This is a genomic window from Streptomyces sp. NPDC057697 (assembly GCF_042799335.1).
Taxonomy (GTDB): domain Bacteria; phylum Actinomycetota; class Actinomycetes; order Streptomycetales; family Streptomycetaceae; genus Streptomyces.
Genome location: NZ_JBHVJA010000002.1, coordinates 819,627 through 833,528, shown reverse-complemented (window position 1 = coordinate 833,528; position 13,902 = coordinate 819,627). Strand labels below are relative to the sequence as shown.

Below are 13,902 nucleotides of genomic sequence, written 5' to 3'. Positions count from 1 at the left end.
GGACGCGCCGCACCACCGGGGCCACCTCGTAGGACGGGGTGGCCCCTCCGCGCGTCCGGCCTACTCGTCCCGGGGGCCGGTACGGAGCAGGGTCAGCCGCACTCCGACGAGCAGCTGGAGCGCGGCGAGCACGAGCAGTACGGCCAGCGGCAGCGCCCAGCCGCCGGTGGACGAGCGCAGCAGCCCCACGCCGAAGGGGCCTGCCGAGGCGAGGAGATAGCCGGTGCTCTGGGAGAAGGTCGACAGCGCGGCGGTCTCCTGCGCGCTGCGGCCGCTCGTCCCGATGACGGCCAGGACCAGGGGGAACGCCCCCAGCCCGAAGCCGGTCAGTACGGCCCACAGGACGGGCAGGGCCACCGGGGCGCAGAGCAGACCGAGGTAACCGGCCATCAGCGCGGCGCCGACCAGGACGAACGCGCACCGCAGCCGCGCCGCCGTCCGGGTGAGCGGCATCAGGACGAAGGTCGAGGGCACCCCCACGATCAGCGCCAGCCCCAGCATCACCCCGGCCCGGTCGGAACTCATCCCGTGGTCGGACAGGACGGTCGGCAGCCAGCCGATGACCGCGTAGCTGTTGAGGGACTGAAGGGCGAAGAACGCCGTCACCAGCAGCCCGAAGCGGGTGCGCCCGGCGCTCCAGGCGGAGATCCGGCCCTCCTGCGCACGCTGTGCCGCGACCCGCCAGGACCCCGGCCGCAGACCCCACACCACCAGGGCGGCCACGGCGGGCACGGCCCAGACCGCCAGTCCCGTCGACGCCTTCCCCGCCAGACCGGCGACGGGCACGGCCACGGCGGCCGCGACGGCCGAGCCGAGCGCCATCGTGGTGGTGTACACCCCGGTGAGCAGGGCGACACGGGCGGGGAAGTGCGCCTTGACCACGGCGGGCAGCAGGACGTTGCACAGGGCCGGCCCGGCCGCCCCCAGCAGCGTGCCCGCCAGCAGCGCCCAGGTCTGCGGCACCGCGCGCACGGCGAGCCCCGCGGAGAGCACCGCCAGAGCCAGCAGGACGGCACGCTCGGTGCCCAGGCGCCGGGCCAGCATGGCGCTGGTCGCGCCGACCGCCGCGAAGCACAGCGTCGGAAGGGCCGGGACCAGCGACGCGACGAGCGGGCCGAACCCGAGCTGGGCCCGGAGCTGCTCCAGCAGCGCGGACGCGCTGCTGATGCCCAGCCGCAGGTTGAAGGCGATCAGGACGATGCCGACGGCGGTCAGCCAGGCAGCGGCGGAACGGGACATCGGCCGGGCGGGGGCGGGGTCCGAGGAAGGGGCGGGCTCCGGGGCCGGGGCGGGCTCCGGGAGCCGGTCGGCCTTCGAGGGACGGGCGGTGTGCGGGGATCGGCGAGCGAGTGGCATGACGGAAACATAAAACGTCTGACCTTTAACGTCCAACCTTTAAAGTAGGATGGTTCCCGCACCCGCTCGCCCCGCCGGACCCCACCCGGCCAGGAAGGATCCCCCGTGGCCCTGCCCTCCGTCCGCCGCTCGGTACTGGTCGACGACGTCATCCAGCGGCTGCGTGACGAGATCACCTCGGGAAGATGGCCGCTGGGGGCCCGCATCCCGACCGAGACGGCCCTCATCGCGGAGCTAGGCGTCGCACGCGGAACGCTCCGCGAGGCCACCCGCGCCCTCATCCACGCGGGGCTGTTGCAGGCACGGCAGGGCGACGGCACCTATGTGCGTGCCACCAGCGAACTGTCCGGCGCCGTCCAGCGTCTCGACAGCGAGCTGGGCGAGGTCCTCGAAGTCCGTCAGGGCCTGGACGCCCAGGCCGCCCGGCTGGCCGCCGCCCGCATCACCCCCGAGGCGCTGGCCCTCCTCGACGCACTGCTGGTCCGGCGCGCCACCGCCTGGCGGGAGCGCGACCGGGACGCGTGGATCGAGGCCGACCACGCCTTCCACCAGGCGGTCGCCACCGGCGCCGGCAACAGCCTGCTGAGCGACCTCTACGCCGCTCTCGGCCCGGCCCTGCGCCGCTCCATGGCAGCCCACTGGGACGATCACGGCTTCGACGGCGCGGACCCCCGCGGGCACGAACAGCTGCTCGACGCGCTGCGCGCCGGGGACGCCGACCGCGCGGCCCGCAGCGCCACTTCCAACATCGACGCCACCGGCGACTGGCACGCCACCACGCCGCCCTCCCGGCCCGGACCGGCCTGAGCCCCGGCCCGGCGGGAGAAGGAGCGGGAGAAGGCCAGGCGTCTTCCGCGCAGGAGCAGGAGCAGGTCAGGCGTGTTCCGCGCAGGAGCGGGAGAAAGTCAGGCGTGTTCCAGCGGGAACGCGCCGCGGTGTCCGGTGCCCGCGCCGGTGTCCGGGCGGGGCTCGTACTCGCGGCAGCTCCAGATCTCCTGGACGAATCCGGTACGCCGCTCCCACAGGTCCAGGACGTCGCCCTCACCGGCCGCCCCGCGGTAGGCGTCCTTGGCGCCCCGGAAGCAGGCGAGACCGCCGGAGAGCCCGCGCCCGATGGCCGGGGCCGGGAAGTAGTCCGAGAAGGCGCAGGCGATGCAGGTCCGCAGCCGTACGCCGGGCGGCAGGGCGCGCTGGATCGTGGCGAGGGCGGAGGCGAAGTCGCTCTCGGCCCGGTGGGACGCGTAGGCCGCGCCGCCGAACTGCAGCTCAAGACTGAGATGCGAATCGGGGCGGCGCAGCGACAACAGGCAGCTGAGCGTGGCCTGGTGAACGGCTCCGTCCCAGCTGACCGGGAACGGCAGGTCCCACTCCAGGACGCAGTCGCTCAGCGCGCCGTCCACCAGCACGAACCGGTCGTCGGCCGGTGGCGTGCCGACCGCCGGGGTGAGGCCGTCGAAGCTCGCGCCCTCGAAGTCGATGCCCCTTGTCCGGAGGCGTAGTTGCTGTCCGTCGGTGGTGAGGACGACGGCGTCGGAACCCTGTCGGTCCCGGTACCACCCTGCCCATGACTCGTCTGTCATGGGCACGGACTGTAGCCCGTGCCCATGACAGTCGCCGTGTCGCCCTCCGTTTCCCGCCACGGGGGTTGTGACCTCGGCGGCTCCTGCCGTTCTCCCGCCGCCGCCCCCTTCGCCGTTCCCGGCCCCCCGTGCCCGGGAATCCGCGTTCCGCTCAGGTGCGTCCGCCCCCCGTACGGCCGCTCCCGGCGCCTCCGTTCCGCTCCCGGCGCCCGGTCTCAGTGCGTCCGGCGGGTGACGAACTCCGCCAGGGTCAGGAGGTCCCCGGCGCGGGCCAGGTCGGGGACCGCCCGGGACAGATGGTGGACCGCGCGGGCCATCCGGTCCGCCGCGCAGATCTGCGCCCAGTCCCGGCCGCCGGCCCGGTCGACGGCGTCGGCGGCGCGGGCGACCTCGCCGGGCGCGCTCATCGATCCCCGGTAGAGCGCGGCCAGTTCGGCCGCCGCCGGGGTGCCGGAGGTCAGCGCGGCGACGACGGGCAGGGACTTCTTGTGGGCGACGAGGTCCGCTCCGACCGGCTTCCCGGTCCGCGCCGGGTCCCCCCAGATGCCGATCAGGTCGTCGATGAGCTGGAAGGCGAGGCCCGCCTCCCGGCCGAAGCCGTCCATCGCGCCGACCGCCCGCTCCTCCGCGCCCGCGTACAGCGCGCCCAGCGCGCAGGCGCAGCCGAGCAGGGCGCCGGTCTTGGCGGTGGCCATGGTCAGGCACTCGTCCAGCGTGACCTCCTCGGGCCCCCGGTCCTCGAAGGCGCAGTCGGCCTGCTGGCCCGCGCACAGCTCGATGATGCAGGTCGAGAGCCTGGCCGAGGCGCGGGCCCCGGCCGGGACCGGGTCCTCGGCGAGCAGTCGCTGGGCCAGGGCGAGCATGGCGTCGCCCGCGATGACCGCGTCCGGGATCCCGAAGACGGCCCAGGCCGTGGGCCGGTGACGGCGGGTCCGGTCCTCGTCGATGACGTCGTCGTGCAGCAGGGTGAAGTTGTGGGCCAGCTCCACGGCGACGGCGGCCCGTACCGCCTGTTCCGGGTCGCCGCCCAGCGCGCGGGCCGCGGCGAGGACCAGGGCGGGCCTGATCGCCTTGCCCGCCGGGCCCGAGGACGGACCGCCGTCGGCCTCCTGCCAGCCGAAGTGGTACATCGCGACGCGGCGGATCGATCCGGGCAGGGACTCCACCGCGGCGCGCAGCCGGGGGTCGACGAGGGCCCGGGTCCGCTCCAGGAGGACCTCGGCCTCCTGGCCCTGGGCCGGGAGGGCGGCGCCCCGTGTCGGCGGGACGGGCGCGGTGTCGTCGCCCGGGGCCCGGGGTGTCAGTGGTTGGGGTACGTGGTGGGTCTTCACTGGGCGTCCTCCCGAGGCCGCCCCGGGCACGGTTGCCCGGTGGCGGAGGTTGACAGGGGCCCGGACCTTGTCCGTCCGGGCCCCCGAGGGGCTACCGCCAGCGGCCGACCTCGACGTTTTCCAGGACGCCCAGGGCGTCCGGCACGAGGATGGCCGCGGAGTAGTAGGCCGTCACCAGGTAGGAGATGATCGCCTGCTCGTCGATCCCCATGAAGCGGACCGAGAGGCTGGGCTCGATCTCGTCGGGGATGCCGGTCTGGTGGAGCCCGATGACGCCCTGCTCGTCCTCGCCCGTCCTCATGCAGATGATCGAGGTGGTCCGGGCGTCCGAGACCGGGATCTTGTCGGACGGGAAGATCGGCACTCCCCGCCAGGCCGGCACGTGGTGTCCGCCGATGTCGACGGTCTCCGGGACCAGACCGCGCTTGTTGCACTCGCGGCCGAAGGCGGCGATGGCCTTCGGATGGGCGAGGAAGAGCTTGGAGCCGCGGCGGCGCGAGAGCAGTTCGTCCATGTCGTCGGGGCCGGGCACACCGTCGTGCGGCTGGAGGCGCTGCCCGTAGTCGCAGTTGTTGAGCAGCCCGAACTCGCGGTTGTTGATCAGCTCGTGCTCCTGGCGCTCGCGGAGCGCCTCGACCGTCAGCCTCAGCTGCTGCTCGGTCTGGTTCATCGGCTGGTTGTAGAGGTCGGCGACCCGGGTGTGGACCTTCAGCACGGTCTGGGCGACGCTCAGTTCGTACTCGCGGGGCGCCGCTTCGTAGTCGACGTACGTGTGCGGGACGACGGCCTCGCCGACATGGCCCGCGGAGAGGTCGATCGCCGCTTCGCCGTACTTGTTGGTGCGCTGCTCCGGGACGGCGAGCAGGCCGGCGAGGTGGTCGCGGAGCGAGCCGGCCCGCTCGGCGAGGTCGAGGACGTCCGCCCGGCTCAGCGTGAGCACCGTGCAGGCGGTGACGGCGCGGGCCGTGTACTCCCAGACGGCGTCGCCGTCGACGAGCGACTGGTCGCCGAAGTAGGCCCCGTCGGCGTGGACCCCGAGCACCGTCTCGTCGCCGTACGGGCCGGTGCCGATCTTCTCGACCTTGCCGTGCGCCAGCAGATAGACGCTGTCCGCCGCATCCCCCGACGCGGCCAGCACCTGTCCCGCCGCGATCTCGCGCTGTTCGCACCGCCGGGCGAGCTCGCCCAGCACTTCCTCGTCGCCGAAGTCCCTCAGAGCGGGCAGCTCGCCGAGCTCGGCGGGGATGACCGCGACCCGGTCCCCCGTCTGCACGAAGGTCACCCTGCCGTCCCCGACCGAGTAGCTCAGCCTGCGGTTCACCCGGTAGGTACCACCCTGCACCTGCACCCACGGCAGCGACTTCAGCAGCCACCGCGAGGTGATCTCCTGCATCTGCGGGGCGGACTTGGTGGTCGTCGCGAGGTTCCGCGCCGCCGCCGTCCCCAGACTCTGCCGGGGTGGCGCCGACGTGTCCTGAACCTCTTCACCAACGGACATCTGACGTCCTCTCGATTCTTCGGCTGACCTGCGTGAAGAAGCCTTTCAGCACGGAGAGCGCCCGCACCATTACACAAAAGAGTGTGATTAATCGGCCTAGGGCTGGGCACGACGCACAGCGATGTCCGCATTGTCCGAGGATTCGCTTTAACTTGCATCTGTGATGCAAGTTATCTACGCTTCCCACCATGCGGCTGACGAGATTCACCGACGTGGCACTGCGCGTACTGATGCGCCTCGCCGTCGCGGAGAACGAGGATCCGCCGACCACCCGGGAGGTGGCGGCCACCATGCAGGTGCCGTACACCCACGCCGCGAAGGTCGTCGCCAGGCTCCAGCACCTCGGCCTCGTCGAGGCCCGGCGGGGCCGGGGCGGCGGGCTCAGCCTGACCGGCGCGGGGCGCTCCGCCTCCGTCGGTGAACTGGTCCGTGAGCTGGAGGGACCCGGCGACGTCGTCGAGTGCGAGGGCGCCACCCCGTGCCCCCTGCGCTCGGCCTGCCGGCTGCGCAGCGCCCTGCGCCGCGCGGAGGAGGCCTTCTACGCCTCCCTCGATCCGCTCACCGTCACCGATCTCGTCGCATCCCCCACCGGACCGCTGCTGATCAGCATCGGCAGCGGCCGCCCGGACACCGGCTGACCCGGTCCCTCACCCCACCCCGGCCCCACCCGGCTCCGCGCCGCCCGGTTCCATGCCGCCCAAAAATACGCATCTCAAATACCAATTAAAATCCAAGGAGTACCGATGCTCTCCGAGACGTCGACCACCACCGTCCGCGCCACCCTCCCCGTCGTGGGCGCGGCCATCGGAGACATCGCCGATCTCTTCTACCGCAAGCTCTTCGACGCCCACCCCGAGCTGTCGCGGGACCTGTTCAACCGCGGCAACCAGTCGTCCGGAGCCCAGCGCCGGGCGCTCGCCGGCTCCATAGCCGCCTTCGCGACCCAGCTGATCGAGCACCCGGACACCCGCCCCGACGTGATGCTCGGCCGGATCGCCCACAAGCACGCCTCCCTCGGCGTCACCGCGGCCCAGTACGACGTCGTGCACACACACCTGTTCGCCGCCATCGCCGAGGTGCTCGGCGACGCCGTCACCCCGGAGGTCGCCGCCGCCTGGGACGAGGTCTACTGGCTGATGGCCGGCGCCCTGATCTCGATCGAGGAGCGGCTGTACGCGCAGCAGGGTGTCGTCGCCGGAGACGTGTGGCGCGCGTGGGAGGTGGTCGCCCGGATCGAGGAGACCGCCGATGTCGCCACCTTCCAGCTGCGCCCGGCCGACGGCGCCCCGGCCCCGGCCTTCCGGCCCGGCCAGTACGTCTCCGTCCAGGTGGAACTCCCCGACGGGGCGCGCCAGATACGCCAGTACAGCCTCTCCCGCGCCCCCGGCTCGCGGCTCCGCTCGATCACGGTCAAGCGGGTGCACGGCGGCGGCTCGCCCGACGGGGAGGTCTCCCGCCATCTGCACACCGAAGTGCGCGCGGGCGACCTGCTGCGCGTCTCCGCCCCGTACGGCGATCTGGTGCTCGACTCCGCCGACGCCCCGATCCTGCTCGCCTCCGCGGGCATCGGCTGCACCCCGATGCTCTCGATGCTGGAACACCTCGCGGCGAGCGGCCACCGCGCCCCGGTCACCGTCGTGCACGCCGACCGCTCCCCCGCCACCCACGCGATGCGCACCGACCACGCCCTGCTCACCGGCAAACTCCCAGACGCCACCGCCCACTTCTGGTACGAGGACCCCGAGCCCGGCCACCCCGCCGACCGCACCGGCCTCGTCGACCTGAGCGGACTCGCCGTCGCCCCCGGCACCCACGCCTACCTCTGCGGCCCGCTGCCCTTCATGCGCGCGGTCCGCACCCAGCTGCTGGCCAAGGGCGTCCCGGCGGCCGACATCCACTACGAGGTCTTCGGCCCCGACATGTGGCTGGCCCGGGACTGACCCCCGGCGCCACCGGCCGCGCGGGCGACCGGCCCGGCGACAATGGCGCCATGTCCTTCGAAGCGCCCGACCTCTCCCGGCTGCGGCCGGTGCTGCCCTCGCCGCTGCGACCGGTCGAGGACGAGCGCTTCGCGCGCCACGGCGTACGGCTGCTGCTCAAGCGCGACGATCTGATCCACCCCGATCTGCCCGGCAACAAATGGCGCAAGCTCTCGCTCAACCTGCGGGAGGCCGCCGGACGCACCGTGCTGACCTTCGGCGGCGCGTACTCCAACCACCTGCGGGCCACCGCCGCGGCCGGCCGGCTGCTCGGCTTCCCCACCATCGGGGTCGTGCGGGGCGACGAGCTGGCCGACCGCCCGCTGAACCCCTCGCTGGCCCGGTGCGCCGCCGACGGGATGACCCTGCGCTTCATGGACCGCGCGACCTACCGCGCGAAGGGCGATCCAGAGGTCCTGGCGGGGCTGCTGAGCGCCTACGGGGAGTGCTGTGTCATCCCGGAGGGCGGCAGCAACGCCCTGGCCGTACAGGGCTGTACAGAGCTGGGGCGCGAGTTGCGCGGCCGGGCCGACGTGGTCGCGGTGGCCTGCGGCACCGGGGGCACCCTCGCCGGTCTCGCCGCCGGTCTCGCGCCGTCGCAGCGCGCCCTCGGCGTCCCGGTGCTGCGCGGCGGCTTCCTCGGGGACGCGGTACGGGACCTCCAGCGGGAGACGTTCGGCGGCCCGGCCGGTTCGTGGTCCCTGGACGAGCGGTTCCACTTCGGCGGCTACGCCCGGACGCCCCCGTCCCTGCACGCCTTCGCCGACGACTTCGAGCAGCGGCACGGCCTGTCCGTCGAGCGGATCTACGTCGCCAAGCTGCTGTACGCGCTCACCGAGCTGGCCGGCCAGGGCGCGTTCCCTCCGGGAACCACGGTCGCGGCGGTCGTCACGGCCGGGGACGCGCGGCCGGAGGGCGGGGCCTCCCCCGCCCCTGCGGGGGAGGCGTGATCCGGGCCGGACCTCAGCGGGAGTCCGACTCCTCCCGGTAGGCCGCGGCCTCCTCCAGGTCGAGCCGCCGCAGCAGCGTCCGCAGCATCTCGTCGTCGATCCGCCGCTCGTCCCGCAGCGTCACGAAGACCGCGCGTTCGGCGTCGATCATCTCCCTGGCCAGCCGCCGGTAGGTGTCGTCCGCCGACTCCCCGGTCACCGGATCGGCCGCGCCCAGCCGCTCCCACACCGCGTTGCGGCGGCGTTCCAGCACCGCGCGCAGCCGGTCGGCGAGGGGGCCGGGCAGCTGGTTGCGCTCATCGGCGAGCAGCTCGTCGAGCCGCGCCTCGGCGGCCGCGGAAGCCTCGCTCTGGGCCTGCGCCTCGGCCAGCGTCTCGCTCTTCGCGTCGCGTCCCGGGAGCCTCAGGACCCGTACCAGCAGCGGCAGGCTGAGCCCCTGGATCACCAGGGTGCCGATGACCGTGGTGAACGTCAGGAAGAGCACCAGGTTGCGGGCCGGGAAGGGACTTCCGTCGGAGACGGTGAACGGGACGGAGAAGGCGATGGCGAGCGAGACGACACCGCGCATCCCCGCCCAGCCGACGATCAGCGGTGCCTTCCAGTCGGTGTCGGGCTCGCGGGCCCTGATCCGTTTCGACAGCCACCGGGGCAGGTACGTCGCCGGGAAGACCCAGACGAAGCGGACCACGACGACGGCGAGGAAGACGAGCACCGCGTACCGGACGGCCTCGCCCACGGCGTAGGTGCCGAGCCCCTTCAGTACGAAGGGCAGCTGGAGCCCGATCAGCGCGAAGACCGCGGACTCCAGGACGAACGCGACCATCTTCCGGACGGCCTCCTCCTGGAGCCGGGTCGCGAAGTCGACCTGCCAGGACCGGTGGCCCAGGTAGAGCGCCACGACGACCACGGCGAGCACCCCGGAGGCGTGCACCCGCTCGGCCGCCGCGTACGCCACGAAGGGGATCAGCAGCGACAGGGTGTTCTGCAGCAGCGCCTCCTTGAGGTGGGTGCGCAGCCAGTGCAGCGGCACCATCAGCACCAGGCCGACCGCGACCCCGCCGACGGCGGCGAGGAAGAACTCCCCGATCCCCGCGCCCCAGCTCATTCCCTCGCCCACGGCGGCGGCGAGCGCCACCTTGTAGGCGGTGATCGCGGTGGCGTCGTTGACCAGCGACTCGCCCTGAAGGACCGTCGTGACCCGGCCGGGCAGCCCGACCCGGCGCGCGATCGCGGCGGCCGTGACCGCGTCCGGCGGAGCGACCACCGCGCCGAGCACCAGCGCGGCGGTGAGCGGCAGGTCGGGCACCAGGCGGTACGCGAGCCACCCCACCGCGACGGTCGCGAACAGCACGTAACCGATCGAGAGCAGCGCGACCGGCCGGACGTTGGCCCGCAGATCGAGGTACGAGCTGTCGACGGCCGCCGTGTAGAGCAGGGGCGGCAGCAGCAGCGGCAGCACGACGTGCGCGTCCAGCGTGTAGGTGGGCACCCCCGGCACATAGGAGGCGATCAGGCCCGCGGCGACGAGCAGCAGCGGGGCGGGCACCGGGGTGCGGCGGGCCGCCCCCGCGACCGCCGCACTGACCGCGACCAGCCCCACCAGCGGCAATACGTCCATTCCACGGTCCTCACATCCGCAGTCCACGGTCCACGTATCCGTCGTAACCTGACAATCATGAGTGACTGCCCGCACGTGTCCGCACTGCCGCGCCCCGAACCGGCCCCGCTCGGCGCGACCTGTCCGGGCTGCCTGGCGGCGGGCACCCACCCCGTACAGCTGCGGCTCTGTCTGGTCTGCGGCCATGTCGGCTGCTGCGACTCCTCGCCCCTGCGGCACGCCAGGGCCCACTTCGAGGAGACCGGCCACCCGGTGATGCGGAGCTTCGAGCCCGGCGAGAGCTGGCGCTGGTGCTTCGAGGACGGTTCGATCGTCTGACGCCGGGGTACGTCAAACCGGCGCCGGTTCTTCGTAATTGACCGACGCAGCCCTCTAGCCACTGTGTGTACTCATGGGTTTACCATGAGTGACAGCCATGGGCTGGGGCTCTGGCGACACGGCATCATGGGTCGCGATAGCGTCGCGGACCAGACCGAAGACGTACCACATGGCTCCGGGGCACCCTTCCCGGATCCTCGAAAGAGTTTGTGCCACCTTGGAGGTGAGGGTGTCCCAGATCGCAGGCGAGCCCGGGAATCAGGACTTCGTAGAGGTCCGGCTGCCCGCTGCGGGTGCCTACCTGTCGGTGCTGCGGACGGCCACGGCCGGTCTCGCAGCGCGTTTGGACTTCACTCTCGACGAGATCGAGGATCTTCGCATCGCGGTCGACGAGGCCTGCGCGATCCTGCTTCAGCAGGCCGTGCCGGGCTCCGTCCTCAGCTGCGTCTTCCGGCTCGTCGAGGATTCTCTCGAAGTCACGGTGGCCGCCCCCACGACGGACGGACGGGCGCCGGAGCGCGACACCTTCGCCTGGACGGTGCTCTCCGCACTGGCCGGCAAGGTCGACTCCTCGGTGGCCGACGACCGGACGGTCAGCATCAGCCTCTACAAACAGCGCGGCGCGGGACCCGGGCCGGCGTGAGCAACGGGAACGGGGTCGGTCCTGTGCGGGACGAAACGATGCGACCAGGGGTGGTGCGCGCAGCAGGCATCCCGGAACAACAGGCCCTGCCCCATCCGGTGGACGGGGCGGACGGGCCGGTGGGCCGTACGGTCGCGGTGGAGCAGTCGCAGGCGGAGCGGGCAGGCCAGATGAGCGAGCACGGGCACCACGATCCACACGACCGCAGCGGGGCGCGGGCGCTCTTCGTCGAACTGCGCGCGCTTCCCGACGGGTCGCCCGAGAAGGCCGAGCTGCGCAACCGGCTGGTGCGGATGCATCTGCCGCTGGTGGAGCATCTGGCCCGCCGCTTCCGCAACCGCGGCGAGCCGCTGGACGACCTGACCCAGGTCGCCACGATCGGCCTGATCAAATCGGTGGACCGGTTCGACCCGGACCGCGGCGTCGAGTTCTCCACGTACGCGACCCCGACGGTCGTGGGCGAGATCAAGCGCCACTTCCGCGACAAGGGCTGGGCGGTCCGGGTGCCGCGGCGCCTCCAGGAGCTCCGGCTCTCGCTGACCACGGCTACCGCCGAGCTCTCCCAGCAGCACGGCCGCTCGCCGACGGTCCATGAGCTGGCGGAGCGGCTGGGCATCTCCGAGGAAGAGGTCCTGGAGGGCCTGGAATCGGCCAACGCGTACAGCACGCTCTCGCTGGACGTGCCGGACACCGACGACGAGTCCCCGGCGGTCGCGGACACGCTGGGCTCCGAGGACGAGGCGCTGGAGGACGTCGAGTACCGGGAGTCCCTCAAGCCGCTGCTGGAGGACCTGCCGCCGCGCGAGAAGCGGATTCTGCTGCTGCGCTTCTTCGGCAACATGACCCAGTCGCAGATCGCGCAGGAGGTCGGCATCTCGCAGATGCACGTCTCCCGGCTGCTGGCCCGCACGCTGGCGCAGCTGCGTGAGCGGCTGCTCGTCGAGGAGTAGCGCGACCGGGGCCGTCGCCCACGCGGCCCTCCCGCGCCCGGGGCGGGCCGGTGCCGTGCGTTCCGTCCGCCCGGCTGCCGGGCGGACGGTTCAGCCCTCCGGTGTGGTGCCGGGCCGGCGGATTCCGAGGGCCTCGATCGTCGTCGGCCTGACCAGCTGGTAGAAGGCCGTCAGGGTCACCGCGGCGAGCACGATCCCGGCCGGGATCAGCACGCCCTGCGACCTCAGCAGCGTCCAGGCCACCGGGAGCGCGATGAGCTGGGTGATGAGCGCGGGGCCGCGGCTCCAGCTGCGCCGCCGCAGCAGACCGCGGGCGGCGAGGAGCGGGATCAGGGCGAGCGCGATCAGTGTCAGCCCGCCCATCTCCGCCTGCTGCGGGCTCTCGGGGCGTCCGAGCAGCCCCATGACCAGCATGTAGATTCCGCCGATGGCGAGCGCCGCCCCTTCCAGGGCGGTGAGTCCGGCCACGAGAGTGATCCTGCTCGGCTTCGCCGGTTCGAGCCTCGGCGAGGGCGACGAGGAGGGCGTGTTCTGCTGAGTACTCACCCTTGCAGGTTGGCATCCCGGCGGCGCGGAAGCGAAGCCGGGGTCGCGATCGCCACGGGAACGGAGCAGCCCGCCCGTCCCGCCGCACCCGGGTCGTCACCGAGCGTGAAGGTCATGGGGCAGGACTTCAGGGCGATACCGCGCGGTAGGTAGTCTGGCGGTCATGCGCGCACTCCTCGTGGTCAATCCAGCTGCTACCACCACCAGTGCGCGGACGCGTGATGTGCTCATCCACGCGCTGGCCAGCGAGATGAAGCTGGAGGCCGTCACCACGGAGTACCGGGGCCACGCCCGGGACCTGGGGCGGCGGGCCGCGGACGCCGACGACATCGACCTGGTGGTCGCCCTCGGCGGCGACGGCACGGTCAACGAGGTCGTCAACGGCCTCCTGCACAACGGCCCCGATCTGGACCGCCTGCCCTGCCTCGCGGTGGTCCCCGGCGGCTCCACCAATGTGTTCGCGCGCGCCCTGGGGCTGCCCAACGACGCGGTGGAGGCGACCGGCGCGATCCTGGACGCGCTCGCCAACCGGACCGAACGCACGGTCGGTCTCGGCCTGGCGGCCGGCACCCCGGGCACCGAGGACGAATCGGTCCCGGAACGCTGGTTCACTTTCTGCGCCGGGCTCGGATTCGACGCGGGCGTGGTCGGCCGGGTCGAACAGCAACGCGAACGCGGCAAGCGCTCCACCCATGCGCTGTACGTGCGCCAGGTGGTCCGGCAATTCCTCGACGAGCCGCACCGCAGACAGGGCGTGATGACCCTGGAGACCCCCGGACAGGAACCGGTCACGGACCTGGCGCTGTCCATAATCTCGAATACCGCGCCCTGGTCCTACCTGGGCAATCGCCCGCTGTACGCCTCCCCGAAGGCCACCTTCGACACCGGCCTGGACGTCCTCGGACTGAAGCGGCTCTCCACTCCGGCGGTCGCCCGGTACGGCAGCCAGCTGCTCACTTCGAGCCCGGAGAAGGGCCCGTCGGGAAAGCACGCCGTTTCACTTCACGACCTCACGGACTTCACCTTGCATTCAAAGGTGCCACTCCCTTTCCAGATGGACGGCGACCATCTGGGAGTGCGTACAAGTGTGACGTTCACAGGCGTACGCCGTGCACTGCGTGTGATTGTGTGAG

General features: G+C 72.5%; 14 protein-coding genes. 8 read left to right on the top strand and 6 right to left on the bottom strand.

The annotated features are described in order from the left end of the window. Positions 1–60 precede the first annotated feature (60 nt). Positions 61–1,356, bottom strand: coding sequence for an MFS transporter (locus ACFVFH_RS08710; protein ID WP_383765177.1), 1,296 nt, complete (start codon positions 1,354–1,356; stop codon positions 61–63). Positions 1,357–1,461: 105 nt separating this feature from the next. On the opposite strand from ACFVFH_RS08710, the gene ACFVFH_RS08705 reads away from it, so the two are divergent. Beyond that, positions 1,462–2,163 carry a FadR/GntR family transcriptional regulator gene (locus ACFVFH_RS08705; protein ID WP_383765175.1) on the top strand — a complete coding sequence of 234 codons (702 nt, stop codon included), beginning with the start codon at positions 1,462–1,464 and terminating at the stop codon, positions 2,161–2,163. Between the two features lie 98 nt (positions 2,164–2,261). On the opposite strand, the gene ACFVFH_RS08700 is transcribed toward ACFVFH_RS08705, so the two are convergent. The 3 genes from ACFVFH_RS08700 to ACFVFH_RS08690 form a co-directional block, all read right to left on the bottom strand. After that, positions 2,262–2,936 carry a DUF6304 family protein gene (locus ACFVFH_RS08700; RefSeq protein ID WP_383765173.1) on the bottom strand — a complete coding sequence of 225 codons (675 nt, stop codon included), beginning with the start codon at positions 2,934–2,936 and terminating at the stop codon, positions 2,262–2,264. Positions 2,937–3,151: 215 nt separating this feature from the next. Next, positions 3,152–4,147: a family 2 encapsulin nanocompartment cargo protein polyprenyl transferase gene (locus tag ACFVFH_RS08695; protein ID WP_383765597.1), complete on the bottom strand. Its 996-nt coding sequence runs from the start codon at positions 4,145–4,147 to the stop codon at positions 3,152–3,154. Positions 4,148–4,358: 211 nt separating this feature from the next. Further along, positions 4,359–5,765 (bottom strand): family 2B encapsulin nanocompartment shell protein, encoded by a 1,407-nt coding sequence (locus tag ACFVFH_RS08690; protein WP_383765171.1) that lies wholly within the window; start codon positions 5,763–5,765, stop codon positions 4,359–4,361. Between the two features lie 188 nt (positions 5,766–5,953). Here ACFVFH_RS08690 and ACFVFH_RS08685 point away from each other — a divergent pair, with 188 nt between their 5' ends. The 3 genes from ACFVFH_RS08685 (at position 5,954) to ACFVFH_RS08675 (ending at position 8,694) form a co-directional block, all read left to right on the top strand. Continuing rightward, a complete protein-coding gene (locus tag ACFVFH_RS08685) occupies positions 5,954–6,403 on the top strand; it encodes an RrF2 family transcriptional regulator (RefSeq protein WP_383765169.1) in 450 nt (149 codons plus the stop codon). Between the two features lie 105 nt (positions 6,404–6,508). After that, complete coding sequence (locus tag ACFVFH_RS08680; protein WP_383765168.1) at positions 6,509–7,705, top strand: globin domain-containing protein; 1,197 nt, start codon at positions 6,509–6,511, stop codon at positions 7,703–7,705. A 50-nt stretch (positions 7,706–7,755) separates the two neighbouring features. Continuing rightward, positions 7,756–8,694, top strand: a complete 939-nt coding sequence (locus tag ACFVFH_RS08675; protein WP_383765166.1) for a 1-aminocyclopropane-1-carboxylate deaminase/D-cysteine desulfhydrase — start codon at positions 7,756–7,758, stop codon at positions 8,692–8,694. A gap of 13 nt (positions 8,695–8,707) precedes the next feature. Here ACFVFH_RS08675 and ACFVFH_RS08670 read toward each other — a convergent pair whose 3' ends face one another. Next, complete coding sequence (locus ACFVFH_RS08670; protein WP_383765164.1) at positions 8,708–10,312, bottom strand: Na+/H+ antiporter; 1,605 nt, start codon at positions 10,310–10,312, stop codon at positions 8,708–8,710. Between the two features lie 57 nt (positions 10,313–10,369). On the opposite strand from ACFVFH_RS08670, the gene ACFVFH_RS08665 reads away from it, so the two are divergent. The 3 genes from ACFVFH_RS08665 to ACFVFH_RS08655 all read left to right on the top strand — a co-directional run bounded on the left by ACFVFH_RS08665 (position 10,370) and on the right by ACFVFH_RS08655 (position 12,223). After that, a complete protein-coding gene (locus ACFVFH_RS08665; protein ID WP_383765162.1) occupies positions 10,370–10,630 on the top strand; it encodes a UBP-type zinc finger domain-containing protein in 261 nt (86 codons plus the stop codon). A 229-nt stretch (positions 10,631–10,859) separates the two neighbouring features. Continuing rightward, entirely contained in the window at positions 10,860–11,273 is a 414-nt protein-coding gene (locus ACFVFH_RS08660) for an anti-sigma regulatory factor (protein WP_072483809.1), read from the top strand. Further along, a complete protein-coding gene (locus ACFVFH_RS08655; protein ID WP_383765596.1) occupies positions 11,162–12,223 on the top strand; it encodes an RNA polymerase sigma factor SigF in 1,062 nt (353 codons plus the stop codon). Before ACFVFH_RS08660 ends, ACFVFH_RS08655 begins: the two co-directional genes overlap by 112 nt. Before the next feature lie 90 nt (positions 12,224–12,313). Here ACFVFH_RS08655 and ACFVFH_RS08650 read toward each other — a convergent pair whose 3' ends face one another. Continuing rightward, a complete protein-coding gene (locus tag ACFVFH_RS08650) occupies positions 12,314–12,691 on the bottom strand; it encodes a hypothetical protein (RefSeq protein ID WP_383765595.1) in 378 nt (125 codons plus the stop codon). A 241-nt stretch (positions 12,692–12,932) separates the two neighbouring features. Between ACFVFH_RS08650 and ACFVFH_RS08645 the strand changes: the two genes are divergently transcribed. After that, a complete protein-coding gene (locus ACFVFH_RS08645) occupies positions 12,933–13,901 on the top strand; it encodes a diacylglycerol/lipid kinase family protein (protein ID WP_383765160.1) in 969 nt (322 codons plus the stop codon). Position 13,902 lies beyond the last annotated feature (1 nt).